Raw genomic sequence first — 26695 nt, 5'->3', positions numbered from 1 at the left:
TCTCTTCCCGAGATCAGAAGCTGACATCCAAGCGGACGTAATATTGACCGCCATCGGTATCATACGGCGCATTGCGTGAATAGATCAGGCCGCGGCTGGCCTGATAGGTCGCCTCATCCGGATACTGATCAAAAACGTTCTCAGCGCCAACGCGGACGGAGAGGGCGTCGTTCACGGCATAGGACGCGCCGATATCAAACAGGACCATGCTTCCGAAATCCTGAAAGATGTCGCCTGTGGCGTTACCCGAATAGTCGCGCCAGGCGCCATAATAGCGCATGCGACCGAACACGTCCCATTTTCCAAGTGCATAGGACGCCTGAAGGTTGCCAGTGTGCTCCGGAATGGTCTTCTCGAACCGGTCAGCGCCTGTGGCATTGGCCGCAAAAGCGCCGCCCGTTACATCCGTCTTGTTGTAGTTGTAGGCGCCGGTGAACGTGAGATCGCCCGGGCCAACGGGCCGACCGTAGGATACGACCAGATCGAGACCCTTGGTGCGCGTGTCAAAGTCGTTCTGGTAGAAGTTGACGCGCGTGATGCTTTCAGCGCCGGCGACGCCGAGGGCAGCGAACTGGGCACGCTCTGCATCTGTCACGGCAAAGGTAGCCGATGTGCTCAGGCGATTTGTTACGTCAATCTGGTAGATGTCCAGTGTGGCGTTGAGGCCAAAGCCGGTATTCCAGGCGATGCCGGCAGTCAGGTTTTCAGACTCTTCTGGCTCGAGCGGGGAAATCTCGACGCCGTCGCGCTGGGAAATCACAGCCGCGACCGCGCCTTGCGGGCTGAAGCGACCACTGGTGAAGATGTTCAGCGTCGTGGTGTCGAGGCCCTGGGACGTACGCTCGGAGAACAGCTGGCCCGGTGTCGGCGCACGGAAACCGGTCGAGGCCGTCGCGCGGACGGCGAGGTTCGGGGTCACTTCAAACCGCGTCGAGACCTTGCCGGTCGTATTGCTGCCAAACTCGGAGAAGTCTTCATAACGGACTGCTGCGCCAACGGTCCAGCGATCCGTAACCGGAGCTTCAATGTCAACATAACCGGCAAAGCTTGTCTGGTCGGACGAGCCTGACTGGTCGGGCGAGAAGCCCGGGAAGCCGTTCGAGCCGGACGGGAAACCTTCTGCGGCAAGCGGACCGACCGCATAGGAGGCGTATTCACCGGCCCCAATGCGGTACGTCTCCTTGCGGCGTTCTGCGCCGAAGGCAAAGGTCAGATCGTCCGACAGGAAATCCAGCTCGGCGAGATAGACAAAGTCCGCGTTCAGGTTCAGCTCGCTTTGCGTCAGCGTGCCGATATCAAAAGATGTCGGGCTGGCCGAGCCGAGCGAGGCGTTGATCGAGGTGTGCATGTAATAGTCGATCTGGTTGCGGCCATAGCTGGCGCTCAGATCATAGGAGAAGGGACCGTCGCCCGCGCTGCGGTAGCCGCCGGTGATCGAGAAGTCGGTGTCATCCTGGCCGAAACGTGGCGAGAAGCCCGCAGGATAGATCGCGGAGAGATCATAGTCCGGGTCGATGACGCTATCGCCATAGGCGCTGGTGGAAACCGGGTTGCGCCAGTTGAAGTCCGACACGCCCGCGCCCCAGCCATAGGTCGAGAAGGCGTAAACTTCGCCCACGCCCAGGTCATAGGCGGCGTTTGCCGCGAACCGGTAGGCCTGTCGCTCCGGTTGGCCCCAGTGCTGAACGGGATTGGGGACGTTGAGTTCCGGGAAGTCTTCCTGCAGCTGCTCAGCATCCGGACGTTGGCGCGAGCGCGAGGTTTGTTGGGAGTCGGTATACTCTCCAGACAGGTTCAGGAAGCCGTTTCCGAACACGAAACCCTGCTGGGCGCCGAGCCGGTACTGCTCGCCGTCGCCTTCATAATACTGGCCAGCCTGAGCGAAGGCGTTGGTTCCGGCGGCGTCGTCAAGGATGACATTGATCACGCCAGCGATCGCGTCAGAACCGTATTGGGCCGAAGCGCCGTCGCGCAGCACTTCGATGCGCTTGATGGCGTAGGAGGGGATTTGTGCCAGGTCGGGCGCCTGCGCGCCGTTCGAACCAAGCAGCGCGGATCTGTGGAACCGTTTGCCGTTCACGAGCACCAGGGTGTGGTCGGCCGACAGCGAACGCAGGCTGGCCGGGCGCACGAAGACCTGACCGTCAGCCATCGGAAGACGCTTCACATTGAAGGACGGCACCAGCTGGGCAAGGGTGTCCATGACTTCGTCGGAAGCCGTCAGATCGATCGCCTGATCGGAAATGACATCCACCGGAGCAAGGCTGTCAAAGGTTGTGCGGGGCGCGCCGCGCGTGCCCGTGACGATAACGGTTTCCTGAACGCTGACATCGTCCTGAATGTCGACCGGTTCGGCCAGGGCAGTATTGCTTAGGCACAGCGCGGCGCCGGACGCCGACAGCACAAGCGCTTTGCGCAACAGGATGGGAGAAGTCATGAGTTACCCCTGAAGAAATACCTGGCGGTGTGAGGTTTCACATCCGCGCCACGCGTCCGCGTGGTCAGGGGGAAGACAGATCATCCGGCAGCGTGTTTCACGCCGGCTTCAATCTTCACAAAAGGTTCATCGCGGCTCATCTGCGCGTCCCGAAATTACCACGCCCTCCGGGGTCGATGACACGCCCACAGGGTAGCTGCTCTCCAGGCCTGTCAGCACCTGATCTATCTGGTCTGTCCGGAAAGACAGCGTCAAACGTAGATCTGCCGGCGCGTCGCGCGCCAGTGTCAGCGGTCGGGCGCTGTATTGGTTCATCCCGGTAATGATATCGCGCAATGACGCATCCACGAAGGATAGGCGGCCCGATCGCCAGGAGAACTCCTGATCGGCATCGAAGGTGCGAACCGGCCCGAAGCCGGAGGCCGCACTGACAATGATCTTGTCGCCAGCCATCAGCGCTTGTCGCTTTTCCTGCCCCAGGGCCGTGACCTCGACATGGCCATGGTCAACCGCCACCGACACCCAATCGGGTTGCATCTTGACATCGAAACGCGTTCCCAGGACGTGTACGGCGTATCCACCCGCCGTGACAGTGAGAGGCCGGGTTTCGTCACGCGCGATATCGAAGAAGGCATTGCCCGCGACAAGTTCAAGCTCACGTGCGGCGTCGGTCATCCGGCCGGATACCCGGCTTGCGCCGCCGAGTGTGACCATACTGCCATCGGACAATGTAAAGGTTTCGATCTGGCTGGTGCCGGTTTCGATCAGGATCGTATCGACCGGAGCCGGCATCACAGCCATCAAGCCAACGGCGGCGGCGCTGGCAAGAAGAGCGGCCGCGGCGGCGCCTGTAAAAGCACGGCGTGACAGCGATACCCGGCGCGCCGACAGAACGTCGCCGCGCGTTGCAAGCAAGGTCTCAACCGCGTCGACATCGACAAGATTGTCCCACAGTCCGTTTGCCTGAACAAAGGCGCTGCGGTTGTGCGCAGATGCGTTGAGCCAAGCCCGGAACGCGCCATCCGTCTCGGCCGTTATGTCACCTGACGCAAGACGGGCGACCCACGCGCGCGCCTCTTCGCTGGCAGCATCGTTCGAGGGCGTATCGGAACGGGAAGGCGGGGGGCGTTGTCGGATCATCGGGGAGACTTGTTGTTAAAGGGCAGGACATCGGGCCAGGTCGACGGTGGCTCAGCTGTCCAGTTCTGCCGAGAGAAGATCGAGCACCGTTTTGAGCTGGCGCGAGATGTCCGCCTGACTCCATCCGGTTTCCCGTTTGATCTGTGCATATGTCTGCCCTTTGAACCTCGTCCGCAACAGGATCTCTTTCTGCTTCGGCGACAGACGCTCAATGGCGCGCGCGACCCGTTCAAGATCCTGTTTGCCTATGAAGACAGATTCCGGCGTGTGTTCTTCCACAATGCCGGAAAGGTGTAGCGTCAGATGCCGGGTTACAAACGCATTCCGCCGGCGCACACTGTCGATCGAATTGAGAGCCAAGTTGACCGCCGTGCGAAAAAGGAAAGCGCGTGGCGAGTGGATCTGGCTCAGATCCTCCAGCCCGGCCAGCCTTGAGAAGGCCGCCTGCGCAATGTCTTCAGGTTCGGGGGGGCCGACACCATAAAGTTTGCGCAATCTGCCGATCAGCTCGGAATAGTGATTGCGGAACAAGCCCGCGAGAAAGCGTTGTCGATCGGCGCCCGAGCGGTCTGACGGAAAAGAATGAACGTTTGTGGAAACAGGCGGCGTGGGTTGTGCCACCCGGTCGAGCCCGCCATCATAGAGTTCTTTCTTCGCCGGCATTGTTTGTCCCGTCGGTTGCTCGCCCGCTATTGGGGGATATCGGCGACGGTTCTGTGACGCTTTGTTGAAGCTCTCTTGACGGCCATGCCCCAGCGCCGCGCGCCTGGTGTAGCGCGGCGAGACAAGGCAGGTCGCGGGAAGCAATGCGCCCAGCTTTACCCGGTGAGGTCATAAGACGGGGATAAGCAGCGCCGGAAACAACCAAACACAATATCCGCCAAGCGCGATCCAGGGACCAAATGCAATGGCGGAGTGGCCGCTTAGCGGCTCTTTCCTCCGCCAGGACGATACAAGTGCGGCCAGAATTCCGCTCAGGGATGCGATCATCAAAACTTGCGGAATTCCCAGAACACCAACCCACATGCCGATCGCGCCGAGCAGTTTCGCATCACCGCGTCCGAGACCGTCCTGCCGGCGGATCGTGCGGTAGCCTACTTCGACGATCCACAGGATGCCGTAGCCTGCCGCTGCCCCCGCTAAATGCCAGGGCCAACGCTCTGGAGCATAGAGAGCCACCATAACTGCGCCCAGCAGCAAGACGGCCAGATTGAGCCGGTCCGGCAGGATGAAGGTACGGAAATCGACGATCGAGAGCGCAAGCAACAGCCACCCAAACAGTGCTGTGAAAGTCATCTCCAGGGGGGAGCCTGCCTGGCGCGCAACGGCCGCCAATGCGATCAGGCCGCCGGCAAGGCTGGCCAGGACAGTATCGCGGCCAATTGGCAGCCTGTCATCCTGCCCGCCGGGGCTCATTCCGCTCTGGCCGCCCTGCAATCTGCGGGTGGCGGTGTTGATGGAAGCCCCCACGAAAAGCCCGGCAGCTGTGAAGCCGGCAGCTGAAATGAGTTCAATGCCTGTCACAGCGAGCGCTCCTCACGGCGGGTTGTTCCGTCGGGCTGCGGAGGAGGACGGCTCGTTCGGCATGCTTACGTCATAGTCCGTCAGTGGACATGGGGGGAAGGGGGGCGTTGACTGTCGGCTCCGTTGGAGCGGTCATTTCCCCGGCACGGCAGCATTGGCGGCTACCGGATCGAAACTGTCAGAGCATTGCGGGCCGGTATCGCCCGCCTTGAGGAAGCTCAGGCAATAATAGGCCGCGCGTGTGCCATCCGGGAATGTCGGCCGGCCATGCCAGTCATATTGCCATTTCGAGCCGGTCCACAAATTTATGATGATACGCCCGGGTGTCTGCGGAATGGGGTGTTCGGCGGCGGTCGCTGTGTGCAGCAGCTTATCATTGGCATACCAGCGGATCTCGTCGGGGGTCCATTCGAACGCATAGAGATGCACTTCCTTGCTGGCGTCAAAGCCAAGGGGTAGTTCAAGATAACGATAGGTCGCGCCATCGGTGAAATAGTTGCCCGTCACCATGGTGAGGTCCTTGCCAAGGAACTCGATATCTATCTCGTCATGGGGCTCGTCGAAATTGCCGTCCGTGTGGGTGAACATCGAGCTGACGGTGCCGGAGCCTGGGGCGGGGGTCATCACCACTTCATAGCGCCCGAAGGAATAGAAGCCGCGGCGCTGGTATTCGGCGCCGGCAAAAATCTTGTCGCCAACGCGCTTGCGACGCAGTTCCAGCTCAACACGGTCATCGTAGAAATGTATCTGCCGGGCCAGCCAGGCCGGGTGAGCGGAGGGGTAGCTGAAATTGGATTTGTACCAGCGGGTCGGGTCGTGCCCGTCCCCGAAATTGTGGATGAAGGATGCCCCCGCGTCTGCGTCGGGCGCTATCGGCGGGTAGGGCTCTGCTTTGGGGGGCGGCTCTGAATGAGGCGCGTCCCAACCCGCTGACACGACAACTGGCGCGGTCAGAACAGACCCTGCGAGCAAGGCGATTGCAGCCAATCCAAGGACTGCGCCAAGCCAGTTACTTTCCGGTTCCCGCAATTTTGCCCAGCTCGCCATCAACCTGCCCCCAAACTTCCAGGCGCGCTCCCCGAAGCGCCCGGCTCCCACCCGTAAATACGCCCTCGGAAATGAAGAAGGCGGCCGGTGGCCGCCTTTCTGCTTTCCTTTTTTATTCAGCAGGCGCCGTCAGACTTCACGACTGCCGGAACGGTCTTCAGGATGATCATGATGTCACCCCAGAAGGTGCGGCCCTTGGCATAGGCCGTATCGAGACGCACGCGCTCGGGATAGCTGGTGTTGCTGCGGCCGCTGACCTGCCACAGGCCTGTGATGCCGGGGCGGACGCTGCAATAGTCGGCGAAGTTTTCGCCATACCGGCTGCGCTCGGACATCGAGATCGGGCGCGGGCCGACGAGCGACATGTCCCCTTTCAGCACATTGATGAGCTGCGGGAGTTCATCGATCGAGGTGGCGCGGATGAAGCGGCCGAGCGGTGTGACGCGCGGGTCGTTAACCAGCTTTTGCGTCAGGTCCCACTCGCGCTTTGCTTCTGGATCGGTTTCCAGCAGATGCTGCAGGCGAAGATCCGCATCCGGGACCATCGAGCGCAGCTTGTAGCAGCTGAATACACGTCCGTTCTGACCGTAGCGCTTGTGCGCGAAGATCGAGCTCTGGCCATCCTGAAGGCGAACCAGAAGGCCGACCGTCAGGAGCAGCGGAGCGATGAAGATCAGGCCAATCGAGGCAACGAGAATGTCGAAAGCGCGCTTGGCAGTGAACGAGTTGCGCGGATTAGGGCGTCTCGGTTCGCTGATGACAAGCGTCTGCTCATCGACACCGCCAGAAGCGTCGGTGATCCGGAATTCCATTGGTAGTCCCCTTTGTACTCTACGCCGCTATACATTCGTTTTCCCGCGCAGCTGCTTCCTCAGCCGTGGTCCCCTTTTGACCGGGCCGCGCGGGGCTCATGTATTGGCGTTTGCAATTCGTATACCACTTTCCCGTTTGCGAAATAAGGCCTTTCCGAAAGTTTCTCCCCACAAGCGAAAGTATTCGTCAAATAATGGCACACGATGCCGACCGCCTGAGCAGTCTCATTGGTTTATGGTTGGTTAAACCTGAATAGAGGGCAACGGCCCCCCAAATTTTGGTGAGGCGAGACAAAAAAAGCGCCGCAGATCGCGGCGCTTTTGATCGATTCTGGTGCAGAATTCGCGGGATCAGAAGATCCGTTCACCGATCCGAATCGTGTCGCCGGGTTTCACGACCGTCGTTGCTGTCAGATCGTAGGCAACCTCTGCCGGAGCATCGATGCTCTTGATGTAAACGACCCGTTTGTTCGCCCGGTAAGTGTATCCGCCCGCAGCGGCCACGGCGTTCTGAACGGTCAGTCCGCTGGTGAAGGGATACTCGCCCGGACGGCCAACCTCACCCAGGATGTAGAAGGGGCGATAGTTGATCACCTCGACGCTAACGCGCGGGTTCAGGATGTAACCATCGGACAGCCGGCTAGCGACTGAGGCCTCAAGTTCGCGCGCCGAAAGGCCGATAGCGTTAACCTCGCCGATCAACGGCATGGAAATGGCGCCCGAACCGTCGACTTCAAATTCGCCAGACAGATCCTGATGTCCAAAAACAGTCACCCGCAGTCGATCACTCGAGCCGAGCTTGTAGGGGGTGACGACCTGAGAGGTGGTTACCGGGTCCGCATCGCGGGCGCCCGCGGTGCCGCCGGTCGTGCCACAGGCAGAAACCATCAGGCCAAGAGCAAGGGCCACAATGGCCAGGAAGGAGCGAAGCGTCAGCATGCTGCAGGGTCTCCCAGATTTGAATTTGAGGGGCGGAATGAGTGCCGCCCGGTGCATTTGACTAAGTTTCAGGTGTTAAGGAAAGCAACATCTGTGCCGAAAAGGCGCGCCGCGGAAAGACGCCCGGTGAGGAACGCGCCGGTGTCGAGGCCGATCCTGCGATTGTCGCGGTGGATTGCGTCTTCTGGTGTGTGTCCGTGCACGACCAGGTGATCGAATCGGGCGCCGTCCTCGAGGAATTCGTCGCGGATCCAGAGCATGTCGCGCTGGGACTGTTCGTCCAGGCTGAGGCCTGGGCGCAGCCCGGCATGCACGAACAGATAATCGCCCGCGACATGATAGGGCTTCAGGGCTTGCAGGAATTTGAGGTGGCTTTCCGGCAGGCGCTCCCGGAAGTTTTCCCAGAGCTTGGCCCAAGCATCGCGCACCTTGGCCATGTCGTCATGAGAATTGAGGCTCGCGCGCGCATTCGGCGGGGCAAAGCCATAGGAATAGAGTGTTTCAGCGCCGCCAAACCGGGTCCACTGCATGCCGAAGCCGACCTCTTTCAAGAAGCGTAGCAGGGCTTCTTCATGGTTTCCGAGCAGGAAGACGGGGTCATACCGGTCGAGCGCGCCGCTGGAGAAATACTCCAGCACATCGCGCGATTGCAGGCCGCGATCGATATAGTCGCCCAGGAAGATGATCTGGGGCTTCACGCCTTCTGGCAGCTGGGCAGCGTCTGCGTCGATGATTTCGACAAGGCGCGTCAGCAGGTCCATGCGGCCATGAATGTCGCCGACGGCATAGAGGCAGACCCCTTCGGGGGCTTCGGTGATGCGTGGGGGCTCAGCCTCAACCGGTTCGCTGGCTGCTTCTTCGCCGGCCTGCAGAACGCGGAAGCCGGAAAGTAGTGAACGGCGCGCAGCATCGGCCGACCGTGTGAACTGGCCGAACCGCGTCCTGAGCGCGTCTGCAAGTTTTCCTCTGGTCAGAGCCATTCTGCGTATCCCCGGATTGCCGAAACTATCCGATTAACCTTGTAATTCCAAGAAACCCGGTCAGTAATTCAATCCTTCCCGGCAACACTTTCCCAACAATAGCCTGCTGCCCAGGCCATGTGCATGGTGCCGGCGGCCAGGCCTGAATAAAGGCCGCAGAGCGATTTGCGGCCAATGGCGATGGCCGCAGAGGCGCCCGCCAAAATGCTGAGATATCCGAGCGGCAGCGCCAGGGCAGGCCAGAAGGAAATGCCCGCGAGCAGCCCGAAAATACTGCCAGCCAGTGCAAAGATGGGCACTGCCTGGCGCAGTTTCAAACGGCCCTTGTGCTTGCGCAGGTTCCGCGCGCGGCCTTTGCCATAATTGAAATACTGGCGGGCGAGCGCGCGGACCGAGCCGCGGGGCACGTATTCAATGCGGATGTCGGCGTCCAGCCAGACCTTGCCGCCGGCGAGGCCGAGGCGATGGTCATATTCGGCATCTTCATTATGCGAGAAGGTCTCGTCATAGCCGCCGATCTGGCGGAACCAGGCAATGTCGAATCCGGCATGGTGGCCATGGTCAACGAAATGCGACCGACGCCCGCCGCGATGGGCCGAGCCGCCAGAGCCGAGCAGGGTATCGACTACCCACGCATTGGCCTTTTCGAAACAGGTCTCACCAACGGCATCCATTGGGATCACGACCGAAGCAGCGCCAGTCTGTTGCAGGGCCTCGGCGACATGCAGGATGAAGTTCTGCGGATAGATGGAATGGGCATCGCACCGCACCAGCCAGCGGGTATTGGAGCCGCCGAAGGTGCCGGCAGCAAAGTTCATGGCCGCCGATTGCAGTTTTTTCGGGTTTTTCATCAGGCGCAGGTTCGGAAACTCGGCCGTCAGGCGTTTGACGATATCAGCTGTGCCATCCGTGCTGCCGCCATCGGCCACCACAAGCGGCACCAGCCGCAGGATCGGGCTGCCTTGCATCAGCGAGCGGATGCAGGCTTCAATATGGCGCTCCTCATTCAGCGCCGGGATAACGGCGAGAATGGAAGCCGGGTCCACGCCCAGCGGGGCGGGCTTGAAAGAGGCGGTGTTGATCTGCTTCAGCATGGGTTTCGGGCCGGTGGGTTCCTGCATTTCGCCTCACAGGAGCAAGTTCCGTTCCAATGTATGCCCGCAGGTTCAGGATGGGTACATTAACCAAGACGCCTCACCCGCGCAGGAGGCGCGGCCCCAGGAGCGATCAATTCTCCTGTGGGTGACCTAGCGAAAGGCTTGCCGCCACGCACGTAGTCCATACTGTAACGAAGAACGATAATCCCCGGGAGGAAAGCATGATCGGCGTTGTCGCAAAGCTGAAAATTCAGGACGGTAAGCAGACCGAATTTGAACAGGTCGCCAAGGACCTCATGGCCAAGGTCAAGGCGAATGAGCCAGGCTGCCTGACCTACCAGCTCTACAAGGCCAAAGGCTCGTCCACCGATTATATCTTCATGGAACAGTATGCCTCTGCCGATGCCCTGAAATCGCACGGCCAGACAGAGTATTTCAAGGCCGCTGGTCCCAAGCTCGGCGCCGTCCTCGCCGGCGCGCCGGAAATCCAATATTACGACATCGTTGAATAAGAAGGCCGCGCCGTCATGGATCTCTCCCTTTCTCCAGCTGACCTAGCTTTCCAGAAAGAAGTGCGCGACTGGATCGCCGCAAACTTCGACGATGACATGCGCCGCAAGATGTCGCTTACCAAGAACGGCTATATCGATAAGCCGACCCAGGTGAAGTGGCAGCAGAAGCTGTATGAGAAGGGTTGGATCGCGCCGAACTGGCCGAAGGAACATGGCGGCCCCGGCCTTACGGCGGCTCAACGCCACATTCTTCACGCGGAGCTTTCCGGCGCCGGCACACCCAACGTCGCCCCGTTCGGCGTCTCGATGGTCGCCCCGGTCATCATGGCCTTCGGCAATGAGGAACAGAAGAAGCAGCACCTGCCGAAGATCCTTTCTTCGGAAGTCTGGTGGTGTCAGGGCTATTCCGAGCCGGGCGCAGGCTCCGATCTTGCCGGCCTTCAGATGTCGGCCGTCCGCGACGGTGACGAATATGTGCTGAATGGCTCGAAGATCTGGACGACGCTCGCCCAGTGGGCCGATATGATCTTCTGCCTCGTGCGCACCGACAAATCGGGCAAGCCGCAGGAAGGCATCAGCTTCATCGTGTTCCCGATGAATCTGCCGGGCATCTCGGTCCGCGCGCTGCCGACGCTCGACGGCCCGCCGGAAGGGCGCCAGGAAATCAATCAGGTCTTCTTCGAAAACGTCCGGGTGAAGATCAAGGACGCGCTTATCGGCGAAGAGAATAAAGGCTGGACTTACGCGAAATACCTGCTCGAATTCGAGCGGGGCAACGCCTACGCTTCCGGTTTGCGCAACATGCTGCGCAAGGTGAAGAAGATCGCCTCGAAGGAAATGAACGGCGAAGCGCCCGTCATCCGTGATCCCGATTTTGCCCGCAAGCTGTCGCAGACCGAAATCCGCATCGAAGCGCTCGACGCAACCGAGCAGCGGGTTCTCTCGGCGCTTTCGGCCGGTCAGAATGTCGGCCCGGAAAGCTCGATGCTGAAATACCAGGGCTCGGAAACCCAGCAGCAGATCACCGAACTCGCCCTTGAGGCCGCCGGTGTCTACGGCCATCCCTTCATGCACGACACGCTCGCGCTGGCCGAGGCTGGCTCGAATGTGGATTGCCCGACGCCGGAACACACGCTGACCGCCGCGCCGAGCTATTTCAATTACCGCAAGACGTCGATTTATGCCGGGTCCAACGAGATCCAGCGTAACATCATCGCCAAGGCAGTGCTCGGCCTCTGAGGCCGAGCGCATCCGCACACACATTTGGGAGGAATGAATGGCGGCAACCGATGCGGTTAAGCCGGGCTTCTTGACGCGCCTGTCGTTTGGGATCGGCGGCGCGGCAGACGGCATCAAGAATAACGGGTTCGATTACGCTCTTCTGTTCTTCTACAGCAACATTCTCGGGGTGGATGCGGGCCTTGTCGGCGCCGCCCTGATGATCGCGCTTGCGGTTGATGCGGTGTCCGATCCTGTGGTCGGCTACTGGTCGGATAATCTCCGCACACGCTTTGGCCGTCGCCACCCGTTCATCTATGCGGCGCTGATCCCCACGGCGGTCGTCTACTTCCTCACATGGAACCCGCCCGCCGGGCTCACCGCCAACGAGTTGTTCCCCTGGCTGGTCTTCACCACCATCGGTGTGCGCCTTGCCTTCACCTTCTACGAAGTGCCCAGCTCCGCCCTCGCTGCCGAGCTGACGCAGGACTATGACGAACGCACCTCGCTCATGTCGCTGCGCTATTTCTTTGCCTGGTTTGGCGGGCTCACGATCCAGATCCTGCTGTTCCGCTTCCTGCTGGTGCCGACGGAGGAAACGCCCATCGGCGTGTTCAACATCGCCGGCTGGAACACGTATGGTCTCATCTCGGCTTTCTGCATTCTTGGCGCTGTCCTTATTTGCGGCGCGGGCACACACAGCCACATACCAAACCTCAAGTCGCCACCGGCGGCGCGACAGCTGACGCTGGGTCGCATTTTCCGCGAGATCTTCGAGACAATCTCGAACCCGTCCTTCCGGGCGCTGTTCCTGGCAACGCTTTGCGGGCTTGTCGCCACCGGCATTTCAGCAACGCTCAACCAGTATATCAACACCATCTTCTGGGAGTTCGATAATACCGAGATCGCCAACCTCACCATGGGCGTCTACATCTCGGCGATCCTGGCGCTGATCATTGCGCCCATCGTAGGCAAGACGGTTGGCAAGAAGCGCGGCGCCATCACCATCGGCATCCTCGCTTTTACCATCGCGCCGCTCCCCGTGATCCTGCGCTTGCTGGGCTTTCTGCCACCCAATGGCTCGCCGGAACTTTTCCCGATCATCCTGACCATCACGATCTTCGACCTGTCGCTCATCATCGCCACGCAGATGCTGATGGGCTCCATGGTGGCCGACATCGTGGAGGATTCTGAGCTGCAGACGGGCCGCCGGTCGGAAGGCATCTTCTTCGCGGGCATCAGCTTCATCCGCAAACTGTCACAGGGGGCGGGGGTGTTCACCGCGTCCATCGTCCTGCATGTCGCCAACATGTCCCAGGGCGGCGGCGCGGCGGCGGCAACCGAAGAATCGGTGCGCAGCCTCGGCTGGGGTTACGCCATCTCGCTACTGACAGCCTGGACGCTGATGATCATCTGCATCAGTTTCTATCGCATCAGCCGGGAGAGCCATGCGGATAACCTCGCGCGGCTGAAAGCGCTGCAATCAGGTCAGGATGCGTCCTAAGCGGCGCATCCTGACCCCCAGGGTTTACCTGACTGAAATGTCATGTCGGCGCGATTGCGCCATAATTCGCTCCGCAATAGAGCCATTATCATGACCCATCTGCGCAGCATGACCCGACACGTTTCCAAACTGCTTGCAGCGGCCTTTGTTGCGGCGCTCATGGCGCTGACAATGGCCCTCATGCCCGTCTTTGCGCAGGGCGCGCCGCAGGAGCGCGTGCCCCAGTCGACAGGCGATATCAGTCTCACCTTCGCGCCCCTCGTCCGCCAGGCTTCGCCGGCTGTCGTCAACGTCTATTCCGAGAAGAACGTTACCCAGCGCGGCATGACGCTGGAACAGATGATGTTTGGCGTCGCCCCGCAGAGCCGCGTTCAGAACTCGCTTGGCTCAGGCGTTGTCGTCGGCGCGGACGGTATCGTTGTCACCAACAATCACGTCATTCAGGGCGCAGACACGTTCCGCGTCGTGCTCAGCGACCGGCGCGAATACGCTGCCGAGCTGCTGCTGGCAGATGAACGCACCGACCTTGCTGTCCTGAAGATCAACACGGAAGGCGAGCGCCTGCCCGTTCTGCCCTTTGCCGATACGCGCGACGCGCAGGTCGGCGATCTTGTGCTCGCGATCGGTAACCCCTTCGGCGTTGGCCAGACCGTCACCAACGGCATCATCTCCGCCACCGCGCGCACCGATGTCGGCATCAACGACTACTCCTTCTTCATCCAGACGGATGCGGCCGTGAACCCCGGCAACTCCGGCGGCGCGCTGGTCAACACGCGCGGCCAGCTCGTCGGCGTCAACACCGCCATCTATTCGCGCAGCGGCGGATCAGTCGGCATCGGCTTTGCCATCCCGGCAGAGATGGTGAAGCGCGTGGTGGACGCTGCCGTCAATGGCGGCACCTTTGTGCGCCCCTGGCTCGGCCTCGCTGGCCAGTCGGTCAGCTACGATATCGCCAAGGCCCAGGGGCTCGATCGCCCGATCGGCGTGATGGTCACGGAAGTCTATCCCGGCGGCCCGGCTGAGAAAGCAGGCTTGCGCCGCGGCGATCTCGTCACCGCCATCGATGGCCGCGAAGTGTTCGACGAAAAGGGCCTGAAATTCCTGGCCGCGATCCGCAATCCCGGTGAAACGGCTGCGCTTTCTGTCCTGCGCGGCGGCAAGACAAGCACTTTCAGCGTGAAGGTCGCGCCTCCGCCGGGCGCAACCGAGGCCGATGTGGTGCTGCTCACCGGCCAGTCCGTCTTCAACGGTGCCCGCGTGATCGAGCTTTCCCCGCGCCTCGCTGAGGAGAATGGCCTTGATCCCTTCACCCGTGGTTCGGGCATCTATGTCCACTCGGTCACTCGGGGGACCATTTCCCGGAACTACTTCCGCCCGGGCGACATCATCCGGTCCGTGAACGGAAAGCAGACCAAGACCGTCAAGGAAATTCAGGATGTTCTGAAGCAGAATGCCCGCGAATGGGACATCGAGCTGGAGCGCAACGGCCGTGTCGTGCGTGGCAAGGTCCGCACCTGACAGCGATTAAGCCGGGCGGCGCATATAAGGGATTGCCCCATTTTCCGCCCGGCTGCCTTCTGTCATAAGGCGCCCATGACCTACCGTATTGCCGCCTTCTACAAATTCTTCCGCTTCCCGGATTACCAGGAACGCCGCGCCGAGATCGCCCAGCGCTTCTGCAGCCTTGGTATCCGGGGCTCGGTGCTGATCGCCGAAGAAGGTGTGAACGGCACGATTGCAGGCACGCATGAAGGCATCGAGGCGGCGCTGGCCACCCTGCGCGCCATTCCCGGCAATGAAACGCTGGAAGCGAAGTTCGCCGAAGCCGAGAAGATGCCCTTCCTGCGCCTCAAGGTGCGCCTGAAGCGCGAGATCGTCACCATGGGCGTGCCGGGCACAGATCCCAACAGCCTCGTCGGCACCTATGTGAAGTCGGAAGACTGGAACGCGCTGATCTCAGATCCCGACACCGTGCTGATCGACACGCGCAATGACTATGAAGTCGCCATCGGCACGTTCGAAGGCGCCATCGACCCGCAGACCGAAACCTTCCGTGAGTTTCCCGAATGGTTCCGCCAGTTCCGGGCCAAACTCGAGGCGGAAGGTCGCTCCCCGAAGATCGCCATGTTCTGCACCGGCGGCATCCGCTGCGAAAAGGCGACGAGCTTCGTGAAAGCCGAAGGCATCGAGGACGTGTTCCATCTCGAAGGCGGCATCCTGAAATATCTCGAAGAGACGCCCCAGGAAAACAGCCTGTGGCGCGGCGAGTGCTTCGTCTTTGACGAGCGCGTCTCGGTCAATGCCGACCTGACCCCCGGCAGCCATGTCCTCTGCCATGCCTGCGGCCATCCGGTTTCGGAAAGCGAGCAGGCGGACGCGGCTTATGTCGAGGGCGTCTCCTGCCCGCATTGCATCGGCACGATGACGGATGCTCAGCGCGCCCGCTTTGCCGAGCGCCAGCGCCAGATAGATCTGGCACGGCAGCGCGGCGAGGCGCATGTCGGCCCCCGCGCGGCGGCGAAGGCCGGCTGAGCCAGCGCTTTTAGTTCCAGGGATTGAAGCGGCGCGGGATCACAGGCGTGCCGTCTTCCTCGCCCGTTTCACGGTGCGGGGCCGGGGCCGCTGCAAAGCTCTCTTCCTCCGCTACGCCGGGAACGGTTTCGGGCAGATCTTCCGTGCCATCGATGATCAGCGTGCGCGGCTCCGTTGGAGCTGGTTCTACCGGTTTCTCCGGCGGGGCGGCCACAGGCTGGGTACCCGCAAAGCCAACACCATAGGGAATGCCCGACAGTGAGAAGCGCTGTTGCATCGGGTTCGGCGCGGCAGGCTCCTCCGGCGCGGGCTCCGGCTGCACTTCCTGTTCAGCCATGGATTCTGGCGCCGCCGCGACAGGTTCAGGCTGCGACTCAGGCTGAGGTTCAGGTTCCAGTGCAGCCCAAGTCTCCGCTGGCGCTTCAAACACGGCCTCCGGCGCATGTTCAGGGGCAGCCAGCGCAGGGGCCTCCTCCATCGTCTGTTCCGGCATCGCCGGCTCGGCCTCTTCCTCGATTTCTTCGACCGGGCCAGTGTCCACTTCGGCATAGGCCGCCGGCAGCGGCGCGGGCTGCGGCTCAGGCTCTGGCGCCGCCATCACAGGCTCCGGAACGGGTTCGGGCTCCGGCGCAGCCACGGCCTCAGGCTCAGCCACAAATTCCGGCTCAGCGTCCGCGATAAACTCAGGCTCGGGCGCCGCAGTCGCGACTTCCGGACCCGCCATCGGCGCCGTGTTGTTGATCTGGTCTGCCAGCGTGGCGACCGCCGCCGTGATCGCGCCTTCGCCGTCGAACGAAGTCGTCTCATCGGTCACTGTTTCGGGTTCCGGCTCAGGCTCGGGGGCGGGCGCGGCGGCAACCGTCTCGGGCTCATCCTCGGAAGCCTCCAGCCCTGCGAGCAGGGTGCGGATCGCCTTCTCCGTTCCGCGCGCATAGCGGTGCGCGTCATGGAACAGCTCGCGCACGAACAGCGGATAGGGTCGTCCGGCGGCGTCCTTCTCGTCAGCAATCTCTTCAGGAGAGCAGGTCTCGATCTCGCGGCCCAGCGCATCGGTCAGCACCACGCCGTGCGGCTCCGGTGTCAGCACGACCCGGTAGCCCTCGGTATCGTGTACGATGGTGCCGTTCTCCCCCTCGATCCACGAGACGCGCTGCTTGCGCGTCATCTCGCCCAGCTTGTCGATCAGCTTCTTGGTCGAAGGATGCAGCATTCTTTTCCCGCCTTCTCATCCGTTGTTCACATCACCTGCCACTAGAACTAGCCGGTCAGCGCAGAAGATTCAAACCTTGCATCCATGCTGCATGCTCCGGAAATACAGCAGGATTTTGTGAACCATATTTCCCTGCTCCGGCGAACAAGATCAGGGCAGCGGCGGCAGATATGTCTGCCGGGCGAGCAGTGGGTTTCCCGTTTCACCTGTAAATTCCAGCCGGAACCGGTCACTTTCGCACACAAGCACTATCTCCCCGGCTTCCTCCGGCGGCGCGCAGGCGGCCTTCAGCTCTTCAGCCACATCGCTGAGGCGGCTGCGTCCGGCCCGGATGCCGCCCGGCCCCGCCACATCTGCCGCGCTGGTGGAGACAGCGCCCGTATATCCGCGCGACCAGTCGGGCGTCACGACATAGAGCGGGGCCCCGGTTGCGGGAATACGCGCTTCAAATGCAGGCAGATCGGGATCAGGCAGCGACACCACTTCCAGGCCTTCGAACGCCCGCTCCATCGCGGGCACGGTGAAAGGCGCCGCTTCGGTCAGGCCTGCGGCGCCGTCAGGGCCGATGCGATAAGGGGCATCCGCCTCGCCCGGCCCAGCCTTTCCCTCTGGCGCTGTGCAAGCGGTCAGCAGCAGGATCGAGGCAAGGCAGGAGGCACGGCTCATGGCCTCATTGTATGTCGGAAATGTCCGATGAGAGAAGGTCTCTCACTTCTTTTCTCACTTCGGCAATATCCTGGATGAAGGTCTTGATCGGCTGGTCTTCCACCACGGAAAGGTCGGTCCGGAAGCCGCGCACAACACCGTCCGGCGAGACGAGCAGATAGCTCGGCGTCCAGCGGATCTGCAGCGCGTTGCGCACGCTCGCGTCATTGTCCAGCACGACGGACGGGATCGAATAGCCGGCTGCTTCGAAGTATTTCTCCAGCGAGCCATACTTGCCGAAGAGTTCTTCCGGTGTTGTCCGGTTGGCGTTGGCCGGCGTGTGCAGCGACACGAATTCGAGATCGGGATCCTGCGCAATCGCGCGCGAGAGCGCTTCGACATACGGCCCATCCGCGACACAGTCGCCGCACCACGCGCCCCACACATCAATCACGGTCCAGTGCTTGATATCTGCCGAGCTGAATGTTCCGCCGTCAGAAGTTGGCGCGGTGAACTCGGGCAAGTGCTGGCCCAGCAGGGCATATTGGAACGGGCGCCCGTCCGCGTCGCGATAGGTGCCGTCTTCATTGTCCTGCGCGCCGGGTGGGGGCGCAGTATTTTCGGTGATGAAGCCCTGCGCCTTTGGGCCATCGGCCACGTCCGTTACTGTAGGTGCCGAAGCGGTCTCCTCTGGTGCAGGCGGCGCTGCGGCGGGCGCGCAGGCGCTGAGGATAAAGGCGGCGGCAAGGGCAGCATATTTCATCTGGCAGGCTCCTGACTTTTGTCGAGCGTGCCACCTGTGGGTGTCGGGAAAAAGGCAGCTCAGCTCAACCGACCCATAAGCAAAAGGGCGGCCTTTGGGGCCGCCCTTCGCAATTTACCGCTGATCACTCGGCGAAGTGCCGGAAAATCAGGCTTAGCTGTAGATTTCGAACAGGCCGGCAGCGCCCATGCCACCGCCGATGCACATGGTCACGACGCCCCACTTCGCTTTGCGGCGCTGGCCTTCCAGCAGGATCGAGCCGGTGCAGCGGGCGCCGGTCATGCCGAAGGGGTGGCCGATGGAGATCGAGCCGCCATTGACGTTGTATTTCGCCGGGTCGATGCCGAGGCGGTCGCGGCTGTAAAGGCACTGCGAGGCGAAGGCTTCGTTCAGTTCCCACAGGTCGATGTCGTCAACCTTGAGGCCGTGACGCTCCAGCAGGCGCGGAACGGCGAAGACCGGGCCGATGCCCATTTCGTCCGGATCGCAACCGGCAACGTTGAAGCCAGCGAAACGACCGAGCGGCTTCAGGCCGCGCTTTGCGGCTTCCTTGGCTTCCATGACGACCACAGCGGCGGCGCCATCGGAAAGCTGGGAGGCGTTACCCGCGGTGACGTATTTGCCTTCTTTGACGACCATGCCGCCGGAGAAGACCGGCTTCAGGCCGGCAACCATTTCATAGGTCGTGCCCGGACGGTTGCAGTCGTCGCGGTCAGCGATCACGTCCTGGAAGGTTTCTTCCTTGGTTTCCTTGTTCACCAGCTTCATGCGGGTTTTCAGCGGCACGATTTCCTGTGCCATATAGCCCTTCTGCTGGAACTCGGCGGTGCGGCGCTGGCTCTCGACCGAATACTCGTCCTGGTATTCGCGGCTGACGCCATAGCGCTCGGCAACGATTTCGGCGGTTTCGATCATGGTCATCCAGATCGCCGGCCAGGTTTTGGCCAGTTCCGGGTCGAAGTATTTGTAGCGGTTGGAATGGCCCGAGCCCTGGACGAGGCTGATGCTTTCCACGCCGCCGCCGACGGTCACGGCTGCGCCTTCGTTGATCACGGTGTGCGCAGCGTTGGCGATTGCCTGCAGGCCCGAGGAGCAGAAGCGGTTGATGGTGGCGCCCGAGGTGCTCGACGGGCAGCCAGCTGCCAGTGCGGCGTTGCGAGCGACGTTGTGACCGGTGGCGCCTTCAGGCGCGGCGCAGCCGAGGAACACGTCTTCCACGGCAGCGGCTTCGACGCCAGCGCGCTCGAGCGCGCCCTTGATGGCGTGGCCTGCCATGGTGATGCCATGGGTGTCATTGAGCGCGCCGCGACCGGCCTTGGTCAGGGCAGTACGGGCTGTTGAAACGATTACGGCTTCACGCATGGCTTCCTCCTGGATGTGCTTACCTGTTTGTGCGGCGCACCCTAGTAAGGGAATTGCCCGGACGGAAGCCTTCCCTTTACGTCAACGTCTGTTGGTCGCAGCAAAAAGCCCGCTGGCGCAACCAGCGGGCTTTGAACTTTATGTCTGAAAGGCCTTGCGCTTACGCGCTGACTTTCGGCTTCGGCGCAGAGGCTTTTACCGCCTCGTCGACGTAGGCTTCGAACTTCTCGAAGTTCTCGACGAACATCTCGGCCAGCTTTGCCGCTTGCTTGTCGTAAGCGGCGCCATCGGCCCAGGTGCTGCGCGGGTCGAGGATCTTGGCGTCAACGCCCGGAACAGCGACCGGAACGAGGAAGCCGAAGGTCTCGTCCTTGCGGAACTCGACATTGTTCAGCGAGCCATCGAGAGCAGCGTTCAGCAGGGCGCGGGTTGCCTTGATCGGCATCCGGTTGCCCTGGCCATAGGGGCCGCCGGTCCAGCCGGTGGAGACCAGCCAGCAATCGACATTGTAGCGCGCGATCAGCTCGCGCAGCAGGTTGCCGTATTCCGACGGGTGGCGCGGCATGAACGGGCCGCCAAAGCAGGTGGAGAAGGTGGCCGAGGGCTCGGTCACGCCTTTCTCGGTGCCGGCAACGCGCGCGGTGTAGCCCGAGAGGAAGTGATACATCGCCTGCGCCGGGGTCAGCTTGGCAATCGGCGGCATGATGCCATAGGCGTCCGCCGTCAGCATGATGAGGTTTTTCGGCTGGCCGCAACGGCCTGTCAGCGAAGCGTTCGGAATGGCTTCGATCGGGTAGGCGCCGCGGGAGTTTTCAGCCAGCGCCGCGGAGTCGAGGTCCAGCTCGCGCGTGGTCGGGTCCATCACGACGTTCTCAAGCACGGTGCCCCACTGCTTCGTGGTGGCGTAGATTTCCGGCTCGGCCTCGGCCGACAGCTTGATCATCTTGGCGTAGCAGCCGCCTTCAAAGTTGAAGAGGCCGTTTTCCGACCAGCCATGCTCGTCATCGCCGATCAGCGTGCGCGAAGCGTCTGCCGACAGCGTCGTCTTGCCGGTGCCCGACAGGCCGAAGAAGATCGCCGCGTCGTCCTTGTCAGAGGTGTTGACCGAGCAGTGCATCGGCATGACGCCCTGGTTCGGCAGCAGGTAGTTGAGGATCGTGAAGACCGATTTCTTGGTCTCGCCGGCATAGGACGTGCCACCGATCAGCACGAGGCGCTTGGCGAAGTTCACCGCGATCACCGTCTCGCTGCGGCAGCCATGCTTGGCCGGGTCGGCGCGGAAGCTCGGGCAGTTGATGATCGTGAATTCGGATTTGAAGCCAGACAGCTCGTCCGTCGTCGGAAGGCGGAGCAGGTGACGGATGAAGAGGGAGTGCCAGGCATACTCGGTCACCACGGTGACGGGCAGGCGGTAGTCGAGGTCTGCGCCGCCGAAGAGTTCCTGGGCGTAGACATCCTTCGTCGCCAGGTGGGCTTTGAAGTCCGTCCACAGAGCGTCAAACTGGTCGGGCGTGATGGAGGCGTTGTTGTCCCACCACACGGTGTTTTCCGTCAGGGCATCACGAACCGTGAACTTGTCCTTTGCGGAGCGGCCGGTGTGTTGCCCGGTCTCGACGACCAGCGCGCCACCTTTGGCAACGCGGGCTTCGCCCGTCGCCACGGCCGTCTCGTAAAGGCGTGCCTCGTTCCAGTTTTTCTTTACGGATTTGGTCTGCACGCCCAGCTCAGCCAGGATTGCTACGGTATCGCTCATTACGCTGTCCTCGATTTCGCGAAACTTACGGGCGCCCGGCCCAGCCACCATCTGCGCCCATTAGCGCTTCGTGCGAAGCTTTTGCAACATCCGTGCCCATCCAAGATTGGCTGCGCCGCAGCATTTCGGGACGGCTAGTTGGACAGAACAGGAATGTCCATCGGTGTCATTGGGGGTGGCGTCAATTTGTCCTCCGGCTGCGCGCCGAACTGGCACAGCTTTGCATATCGCGGCAGCCCCTCTGCGCGCCGGGTCGAGGCTCCACGAAACCATGACAACGCTGACAAGCGGCCAGTTCTCGCCCGCCGGCAGAATCGCGGAGGTGCGCTCGCCCCCTGCTTGCGCGCTGCCCTCAATTGCTCCGACACGGACGCTTCTGTAACCCTGCATCCATGAAAGCGCTCAATCCCACCTTCGACGGCCTTGGCACCACCATCTTCACCACCATGTCGGCCCTCGCCGTGGAGCATGGCGCCATCAATCTCGGTCAGGGCTTCCCGGATGAGGACGGCCCGGCCGACATTCGCCAGAAAGCTGCTGATGCGCTGATGGCGGGGCCCAACCAGTATCCCCCCATGGCTGGCCTGCCCGCCCTTCGTCAGGCGGTCGCCGCACATGACCAGCGCTTCTACGGTCTCTCCTATAACTGGCAGGATGAAGTCCTCGTCACGTCCGGGGCGACCGAGGCACTCGCCGCCTGCCTGTTTGCGCTTCTCTCGCCAGGGGATGAAGTTGTTCTCTTCGAGCCGCTTTATGATAGCTACCTGCCGATCATCCGCCAGTGCGGCGCCATTCCGAAGATTGTGCGCCTTGAGGCGCCCGATTGGCGCATTCCGCCGGATGCGCTCGCCGCCGCCTTCTCGCCCGCTACCAAGCTCGTCCTCATCAACTCGCCGATGAACCCAACGGGAAAACTGTTCGCGGGCGGAGAACTGGCCGAGATCGCCATCCTCGCCCGCCGGCATGACGCGTATCTCCTGTGCGATGAGGTTTACGAACACCTTGTCTTTGATGGCGCCCGCCATCAGCCTATCGCTGCCCTGCCGGGTATGCGCGAGCGCACGCTGCGCATCGGCTCTGCGGGGAAAACCTTCTCGCTCACCGGCTGGAAAGTCGGCTATGTCAGTGGCCCGCGCGAACTCATCAGCGCCGTCGCCAAGGCTCACCAGTTCCTCACCTTCACCACCCCGCCGGATCTGCAGGCCGCCATTGCTTATGCCCTTGGCCGGGATGACACCTATTATCAGGGGCTCGCCGCCGCCTTGCAGGCAAAGCGGGACCGTCTGGCCTCGGGGCTCGCCGGCATCGGCTTCACGGTCCTGCCAGCAGACGGCACATACTTCCTCACGGTGCTGACCGATGGCATCGGCCCGGCGCTGGAAAGCGACGAAGCCTATGCCCGCTGGCTGACGGTAGAGGCCGGCGTTGCCGCCATCCCGTGCAGTGCCTTCTATGCGGGCGAGGCGCCACCGCAGAACATGGTTCGTTTCTGCTTCTGCAAGCAGGACAAGGTGCTTGAGGACGCGATCAGCCGGCTTGCGGCCAAGATAGGTGGCAAGTGATCAGTCTGGCCGGTAGCGCAGCGCCCATGTCACCGTGAAGATGCCGTTGTTGTCGAGCCCCGGAACAGGCCGGCTCAGTGGCTCGGCCCATTCCAGTCCAAGCGTCGCGTAGTCTTTGTAGGATATGCGCGTGCCAATTCCGGCGGAGCTCAGATCAAATGTCTGCGCGCCAAGGTTACTCACCACGATGCTGCCGTCGGCATAGTCGGCAAACAGATAGACTTCGCTCTTTGCAAAAGAGCCTTCATCCAACGGCCGCCAGGCGGGCTCGAAGGAGAGGGCATAGCCCTTGTCGAAACTGACAAGCCCGTTGTCGAAGCCGCGCCCATATTCGATACCGCCGATCATCAGCCGCTCATTCGCTGGCAGAATATCATCCGACCACTGCCCACTTGCCTTCAGGCGCAGGAACAGGTCGTCGCCCATCTTTTGCACAATGCTGGCCGTGGCTTTCACCTTGGTGAAGCCCGTGTCCCCGCCGGCAACGGTCGTGTTGGCGTCGCCCAGGTCCAGCCCCTGCGCCAGGGTCAGCCCCAGCGTGGAAGACCGTTTTGCCGACACCCAGGACGCGCGCGCGCCGAGCCGCGCAGCAGATATGTTCTCGTTCGCCAGCACGGAGCCAAGTGCCGTATTCGTGCTCTCGGTCCGGTCGATTGCGGCGTTCAGGGAGACTTCCTGATTGAAGTTCAGAAGCACGGGATAGGAAAGGCTCGCCGTCAGGAAGTTGGCATTGCCTTCAATCGGCACGGAAGATGGCCGGGTTTCCTGATAGGCGCCGGCGGCGGCGAATTTCAGTCCGTCTTCGCCGATCGGCGTGGCGTATTGCACGCTTGCGGAGCGGGATTGCGTTCCGTCCGGTGTCAGGGTCAGGCGTCCACGCAGGGCGTCGCCCCGGCGCAACGTGGAATAGGCAAAGCCTGAGGCGCTGATGCGTCCGGCGTCCACCAGCCTCGATTCCCGGCTGTCATAGCCAAAGGCAAAGCCGTTCTCTTTCTCTTCCACATTCAGCACCAGCGCGACTGCGCCGGGCTCGTCCTTCAGTGTGCTCAGCCTTGGGGTAACCTTGAAGCCTTCCTCACGCCGGGCCAGCGTCATGCCGCGCTCGTAATTCTTCCGGCTGGCGGGGCGTTCGCCAATCACGGGCTTGAGGTATCCGCGCAGACGGCGCTCGTCGATCCGCTTGCCTTCAGCAGCGGTGATCACATCGCGGACATAACCCTCCGCAATCAGAATATCTACGACGCCATCGGAAAGGTCCTGCGCCGGAATGGCCAGCGTGAACAGAACGACATTGGATTTCTTGTAGGCCGACGTCATTGCGGCGGCGAGTTCTTTCAGGGTTGCCGTATCGGCGGGGCGTCCAAGGAAGGGTTCGGTCGAGGCGGCAACAATGGCGGGAACTTCCGCGCCGACGAACTGGATGCCCTGAATGGTGGCGCTTGGCGCAGTTGAAGGGGCGACGTCAGCCGCCGCCCGCTCCAGGTTCGATGTATCAGATGGCGGAATAACCGGGGTTTCGCTTTCGTATCCGGGGTCCAGCCGATCCTCCGGAACGGTCTGCGGTTCGGCGAACACCGATTGGACCGATCCCAATGAAAGCGCCGCGCTCAGCAGCAGGTAAGGTTTCAGCTGAACGCAGCGCTTCATGCAGTTATCCGTGATGTTTCATGGTTGATTAGCGGCCTCCGCCACCGAGCAAGCCCAGAAGGCCGCCCGTGATTGGGTCCAGAGGGGACGAAGTGTCTTCTTCACTGTCGCCGCCGGTCAGGTCGGCAAGCGGGTCTGTGAGGTCGGACAACGGGGCGCTCACCCCGGTAACGAGATCTTCAACCGGGCCACCAAGGTCGGCCATGTCTCCGAGGTCACCAGACAGCAGGTCTTCGACGGGGCCGGCAACATCGCCAAGTCCGTCAGCGTTGCCCGAAAGCAGGTCGGTGATCGGGTCCGTGGCGTCTGCCAGAAGGTCCGTAACCGGATCGGCCACGTCGTCCAGGCCGCCGGTGTCGCCTGACAGAAGGTCGTTCAGCGGATCGGTCACCTCCGCCAGCAGACCGCCAACGGCGCCGTCTGCGTCGGTCACTTCGGAGAGGCCGGTTGTGTCGAGCAGGTCGTTGACGCCATCTGTAACCGGGCCAAGGTCAACCGAAGCCAGGTCGCCGACTTCAAGTGCCGTGTCGCTGCCGGTGGCAAGGTCCAGGTTCAGCAGCGTGCCGTCCGTGGCAACGCCAACTTCGGCCAGCGTGCCGGTTTCCTGTTCAGGAGACAGGATGCTCAGACCAATGAGGGAGGAGCCGTCGCTGTCGCCCGCCAATGTGCCGCCGCCAAGGCTGGCAGTCAGGATCGGGGAAACTGCGCCTGTCACGCCATCGACCAGCGGTTCACCATTTTCACCGAAACCGGTCAGGGCATCGCCGACATTCGCGACCGTTTCTGTAACCGCGCCGGTAACGGACGTGATTTCGTCCGGCAGGTCGGTCTGGGCAATCAGGGTGTCGATGCCTGTAGCGGTCGAGGTCAGCAGCGTGCCGCCCGATGAGGCTGTGTCAGAAACGACGGGGATGCTGGTGGACGGATCGCCCAGATTGGCCAGGAGGCCGGTGCCACCCACGCCGCTGGGGCCGATAAGGCCGCCTGTTGCGATCATGCCGGTATCGCCGGTCGCGAAGTTGCCGCCAGGCTCACCTTGAGGGCCAGCCGGACCAGCGGGACCTTGCGCACCATCCTGACCGTCCTGGCCATCTTGTCCTGCGGGGCCTTGCGGGCCTTGGGCGCCGGGGGGGCCTTTCTGGCCAACAGTTCCGACGCTCGCATAGCGTGTGTGTCCGTTAGATTCGCAAGCGGCGAGCGCGATTGCGGCGAGCGCAATGGCGGAAACGGTTAGTCTGGGCATTTGATCACTCCTCCGTGGATCGATATCTGGCCCAACCGGAGGGGTAGCTGTTGGGGGACGCTCCGGTGCCAGCATTCCTATCTTTAAGAGAATACCATTTTCTAAATTTTGGCCGGAGCTTAGGGATTTGCGTGTTTTTTTTTACCAAGACCCCATATTTTGCAGCGCAACAGGAGAAAAACCCAATAGAAATCATCTGCATGCGGGGGCTTTCTCCCGCGCAAGCAGTTGGCTTGAAATATCTACTAAAAATAGGAGTGTTTTGTAAGTTGAACCCTTGAGGGGCAGACTTTCGGGGTCTGCTTAACCTTTTCCGGCCTGTTTTAGGGCTGATTTCAGCCAGTCCTTCGCCGGGCTGGTCAGCGGCGCTGGCAGGGCGTCCAGCGCGAACCAGCCCCAGCCACCATGCTTCTCCGGCTCCATCACTTGTGGCGTCCCGGCGAGGATACGGGCCGAGTAGACAGGGGCCACCCAGTGGCGCCCGTCGCCTGCGTCGATTGTCTCGGCAATGCAGGCGAGGCCCGTCAGTTCGATTTCGACGCCCAGCTCTTCGTGGATCTCTCGCCGGGCGGTGTCCTCGGCGCGCTCCCCAAAGTCTACCTTCCCGCCAGGTAGGCCCCAGGCCCCGGCTTCGGGTTCTTTGAGGCGCTGGATGAGCAGGATGCGCCCTTCGGTGTCCGTGATGGCCGCCCCGCAGCCCGCTTCGACTGGTTTTGACATTGGAAAGCCCCGAAATGACACAAACTGTCCGCGTTTTGACACGGTTTG

General features: G+C 61.9%; 23 protein-coding genes. 6 read left to right on the top strand and 17 right to left on the bottom strand.

Annotated elements, in window-relative coordinates; all coding sequences use genetic code 11:
- Positions 1–13: 13 nt before the first annotated feature.
- From K1X12_RS16445 to K1X12_RS16405, 9 genes are all read right to left on the bottom strand, one after another.
- Positions 14–2437 carry a TonB-dependent receptor plug domain-containing protein gene (locus K1X12_RS16445; RefSeq protein ID WP_220988685.1) on the bottom strand — a complete coding sequence of 808 codons (2424 nt, stop codon included), beginning with the start codon at positions 2435–2437 and terminating at the stop codon, positions 14–16.
- 126 nt (positions 2438–2563) lie between these two features.
- A complete protein-coding gene (locus K1X12_RS16440; RefSeq protein WP_220988684.1) occupies positions 2564–3577 on the bottom strand; it encodes a FecR family protein in 1014 nt (337 codons plus the stop codon).
- 51 nt (positions 3578–3628) lie between these two features.
- Positions 3629–4240 (bottom strand): RNA polymerase sigma factor, encoded by a 612-nt coding sequence (locus K1X12_RS16435; RefSeq protein WP_220988683.1) that lies wholly within the window; start codon positions 4238–4240, stop codon positions 3629–3631.
- A 168-nt stretch (positions 4241–4408) separates the two neighbouring features.
- Positions 4409–5101: a prepilin peptidase gene (locus K1X12_RS16430; RefSeq protein WP_220988682.1), complete on the bottom strand. Its 693-nt coding sequence runs from the start codon at positions 5099–5101 to the stop codon at positions 4409–4411.
- Positions 5102–5233: 132 nt separating this feature from the next.
- Positions 5234–6148, bottom strand: a complete 915-nt coding sequence (locus K1X12_RS16425; RefSeq protein ID WP_220988681.1) for a family 16 glycosylhydrolase — start codon at positions 6146–6148, stop codon at positions 5234–5236.
- 116 nt (positions 6149–6264) lie between these two features.
- Positions 6265–6960 (bottom strand): sugar transferase, encoded by a 696-nt coding sequence (locus K1X12_RS16420; RefSeq protein ID WP_220988680.1) that lies wholly within the window; start codon positions 6958–6960, stop codon positions 6265–6267.
- A 351-nt stretch (positions 6961–7311) separates the two neighbouring features.
- Positions 7312–7899, bottom strand: a complete 588-nt coding sequence (locus tag K1X12_RS16415) for a polysaccharide biosynthesis/export family protein (protein ID WP_220988679.1) — start codon at positions 7897–7899, stop codon at positions 7312–7314.
- 68 nt (positions 7900–7967) lie between these two features.
- A complete protein-coding gene (locus K1X12_RS16410; protein WP_220988678.1) occupies positions 7968–8879 on the bottom strand; it encodes a metallophosphoesterase family protein in 912 nt (303 codons plus the stop codon).
- Positions 8880–8947: 68 nt separating this feature from the next.
- Positions 8948–10000, bottom strand: a complete 1053-nt coding sequence (locus K1X12_RS16405) for a glycosyltransferase family 2 protein (protein WP_225908013.1) — start codon at positions 9998–10000, stop codon at positions 8948–8950.
- 197 nt (positions 10001–10197) lie between these two features.
- Between K1X12_RS16405 and K1X12_RS16400 the strand changes: the two genes are divergently transcribed.
- The 5 genes from K1X12_RS16400 (at position 10198) to trhO (ending at position 15742) form a co-directional block, all read left to right on the top strand.
- On the top strand, positions 10198–10488 hold the full coding sequence (locus tag K1X12_RS16400) for a putative quinol monooxygenase (protein WP_220988677.1): 291 nt from the start codon (positions 10198–10200) through the stop codon (positions 10486–10488).
- Between the two features lie 15 nt (positions 10489–10503).
- Entirely contained in the window at positions 10504–11727 is a 1224-nt protein-coding gene (locus K1X12_RS16395) for an acyl-CoA dehydrogenase family protein (RefSeq protein WP_220988676.1), read from the top strand.
- Positions 11728–11764: 37 nt separating this feature from the next.
- On the top strand, positions 11765–13210 hold the full coding sequence (locus tag K1X12_RS16390; RefSeq protein WP_220988675.1) for an MFS transporter: 1446 nt from the start codon (positions 11765–11767) through the stop codon (positions 13208–13210).
- Positions 13211–13300: 90 nt separating this feature from the next.
- Entirely contained in the window at positions 13301–14728 is a 1428-nt protein-coding gene (locus tag K1X12_RS16385) for a Do family serine endopeptidase (protein WP_225908012.1), read from the top strand.
- A gap of 75 nt (positions 14729–14803) precedes the next feature.
- Positions 14804–15742, top strand: a complete 939-nt coding sequence (gene trhO / locus K1X12_RS16380) for an oxygen-dependent tRNA uridine(34) hydroxylase TrhO (RefSeq protein ID WP_220988674.1) — start codon at positions 14804–14806, stop codon at positions 15740–15742.
- Between the two features lie 10 nt (positions 15743–15752).
- Here the strand turns inward: trhO and K1X12_RS16375 are convergent, their stop codons facing one another.
- The 5 genes from K1X12_RS16375 to K1X12_RS16355 all read right to left on the bottom strand — a co-directional run bounded on the left by K1X12_RS16375 (position 15753) and on the right by K1X12_RS16355 (position 21475).
- The gene (locus K1X12_RS16375; RefSeq protein WP_220988673.1) at positions 15753–16952 is read right to left on the bottom strand and encodes a hypothetical protein; all 1200 of its coding nucleotides are present in this window, start codon (positions 16950–16952) and stop codon (positions 15753–15755) included.
- Between the two features lie 150 nt (positions 16953–17102).
- Positions 17103–17618, bottom strand: coding sequence for a hypothetical protein (locus tag K1X12_RS16370; protein ID WP_220988672.1), 516 nt, complete (start codon positions 17616–17618; stop codon positions 17103–17105).
- 4 nt (positions 17619–17622) lie between these two features.
- A complete protein-coding gene (locus tag K1X12_RS16365) occupies positions 17623–18360 on the bottom strand; it encodes a TlpA family protein disulfide reductase (RefSeq protein ID WP_220988671.1) in 738 nt (245 codons plus the stop codon).
- 153 nt (positions 18361–18513) lie between these two features.
- On the bottom strand, positions 18514–19722 hold the full coding sequence (locus K1X12_RS16360; protein ID WP_220988670.1) for an acetyl-CoA C-acyltransferase: 1209 nt from the start codon (positions 19720–19722) through the stop codon (positions 18514–18516).
- Positions 19723–19882: 160 nt separating this feature from the next.
- On the bottom strand, positions 19883–21475 hold the full coding sequence (locus K1X12_RS16355) for a phosphoenolpyruvate carboxykinase (RefSeq protein ID WP_220988669.1): 1593 nt from the start codon (positions 21473–21475) through the stop codon (positions 19883–19885).
- A gap of 392 nt (positions 21476–21867) precedes the next feature.
- Here K1X12_RS16355 and K1X12_RS16350 point away from each other — a divergent pair, with 392 nt between their 5' ends.
- On the top strand, positions 21868–23037 hold the full coding sequence (locus K1X12_RS16350; RefSeq protein WP_220988668.1) for an aminotransferase: 1170 nt from the start codon (positions 21868–21870) through the stop codon (positions 23035–23037).
- Here the strand turns inward: K1X12_RS16350 and K1X12_RS16345 are convergent, their stop codons facing one another.
- The 3 genes from K1X12_RS16345 to K1X12_RS16335 form a co-directional block, all read right to left on the bottom strand.
- The gene (locus K1X12_RS16345; protein WP_220988667.1) at positions 23038–24684 is read right to left on the bottom strand and encodes a ShlB/FhaC/HecB family hemolysin secretion/activation protein; all 1647 of its coding nucleotides are present in this window, start codon (positions 24682–24684) and stop codon (positions 23038–23040) included.
- Between the two features lie 28 nt (positions 24685–24712).
- Positions 24713–25927 carry a hypothetical protein gene (locus tag K1X12_RS16340; RefSeq protein ID WP_220988666.1) on the bottom strand — a complete coding sequence of 405 codons (1215 nt, stop codon included), beginning with the start codon at positions 25925–25927 and terminating at the stop codon, positions 24713–24715.
- Positions 25928–26230: 303 nt separating this feature from the next.
- Positions 26231–26647 (bottom strand): NUDIX hydrolase, encoded by a 417-nt coding sequence (locus K1X12_RS16335; protein ID WP_220988665.1) that lies wholly within the window; start codon positions 26645–26647, stop codon positions 26231–26233.
- Positions 26648–26695: the final 48 nt, after the last annotated feature.

It is taken from the genome of Hyphomonas sediminis (assembly GCF_019679475.1).
GTDB classification, from domain to species: domain Bacteria; phylum Pseudomonadota; class Alphaproteobacteria; order Caulobacterales; family Hyphomonadaceae; genus Hyphomonas; species Hyphomonas sediminis.
This window is presented reverse-complemented; position numbering and strand designations above follow the sequence as displayed.

Bases quoted from the DNA above. Each gene is read 5' to 3' on its own strand.
- K1X12_RS16445 (WP_220988685.1), bottom strand. From the start codon at position 2,437: ATGACTTCTCCCATCCTGTTGCGCAAAGCGCTTGTGCTGTCGGCGTCC.
- K1X12_RS16440 (WP_220988684.1), bottom strand. From the start codon at position 3,577: ATGATCCGACAACGCCCCCCGCCTTCCCGTTCCGATACGCCCTCGAAC.
- K1X12_RS16435 (WP_220988683.1), bottom strand. From the start codon at position 4,240: ATGCCGGCGAAGAAAGAACTCTATGATGGCGGGCTCGACCGGGTGGCA.
- K1X12_RS16425 (WP_220988681.1), bottom strand. From the start codon at position 6,148: ATGGCGAGCTGGGCAAAATTGCGGGAACCGGAAAGTAACTGGCTTGGC.
- K1X12_RS16420 (WP_220988680.1), bottom strand. From the start codon at position 6,960: ATGGAATTCCGGATCACCGACGCTTCTGGCGGTGTCGATGAGCAGACG.
- K1X12_RS16415 (WP_220988679.1), bottom strand. From the start codon at position 7,899: ATGCTGACGCTTCGCTCCTTCCTGGCCATTGTGGCCCTTGCTCTTGGC.
- K1X12_RS16410 (WP_220988678.1), bottom strand. From the start codon at position 8,879: ATGGCTCTGACCAGAGGAAAACTTGCAGACGCGCTCAGGACGCGGTTC.
- K1X12_RS16405 (WP_225908013.1), bottom strand. From the start codon at position 10,000: ATGCAGGAACCCACCGGCCCGAAACCCATGCTGAAGCAGATCAACACC.
- K1X12_RS16400 (WP_220988677.1), top strand. From the start codon at position 10,198: ATGATCGGCGTTGTCGCAAAGCTGAAAATTCAGGACGGTAAGCAGACC.
- K1X12_RS16395 (WP_220988676.1), top strand. From the start codon at position 10,504: ATGGATCTCTCCCTTTCTCCAGCTGACCTAGCTTTCCAGAAAGAAGTG.
- K1X12_RS16390 (WP_220988675.1), top strand. From the start codon at position 11,765: ATGGCGGCAACCGATGCGGTTAAGCCGGGCTTCTTGACGCGCCTGTCG.
- K1X12_RS16385 (WP_225908012.1), top strand. From the start codon at position 13,301: ATGACCCATCTGCGCAGCATGACCCGACACGTTTCCAAACTGCTTGCA.
- trhO (WP_220988674.1), top strand. From the start codon at position 14,804: ATGACCTACCGTATTGCCGCCTTCTACAAATTCTTCCGCTTCCCGGAT.
- K1X12_RS16375 (WP_220988673.1), bottom strand. From the start codon at position 16,952: ATGCTGCATCCTTCGACCAAGAAGCTGATCGACAAGCTGGGCGAGATG.
- K1X12_RS16370 (WP_220988672.1), bottom strand. From the start codon at position 17,618: ATGAGCCGTGCCTCCTGCCTTGCCTCGATCCTGCTGCTGACCGCTTGC.
- K1X12_RS16365 (WP_220988671.1), bottom strand. From the start codon at position 18,360: ATGAAATATGCTGCCCTTGCCGCCGCCTTTATCCTCAGCGCCTGCGCG.
- K1X12_RS16360 (WP_220988670.1), bottom strand. From the start codon at position 19,722: ATGCGTGAAGCCGTAATCGTTTCAACAGCCCGTACTGCCCTGACCAAG.
- K1X12_RS16355 (WP_220988669.1), bottom strand. From the start codon at position 21,475: ATGAGCGATACCGTAGCAATCCTGGCTGAGCTGGGCGTGCAGACCAAA.
- K1X12_RS16350 (WP_220988668.1), top strand. From the start codon at position 21,868: ATGAAAGCGCTCAATCCCACCTTCGACGGCCTTGGCACCACCATCTTC.
- K1X12_RS16345 (WP_220988667.1), bottom strand. From the start codon at position 24,684: ATGAAGCGCTGCGTTCAGCTGAAACCTTACCTGCTGCTGAGCGCGGCG.
- K1X12_RS16340 (WP_220988666.1), bottom strand. From the start codon at position 25,927: ATGCCCAGACTAACCGTTTCCGCCATTGCGCTCGCCGCAATCGCGCTC.
- K1X12_RS16335 (WP_220988665.1), bottom strand. From the start codon at position 26,647: ATGTCAAAACCAGTCGAAGCGGGCTGCGGGGCGGCCATCACGGACACC.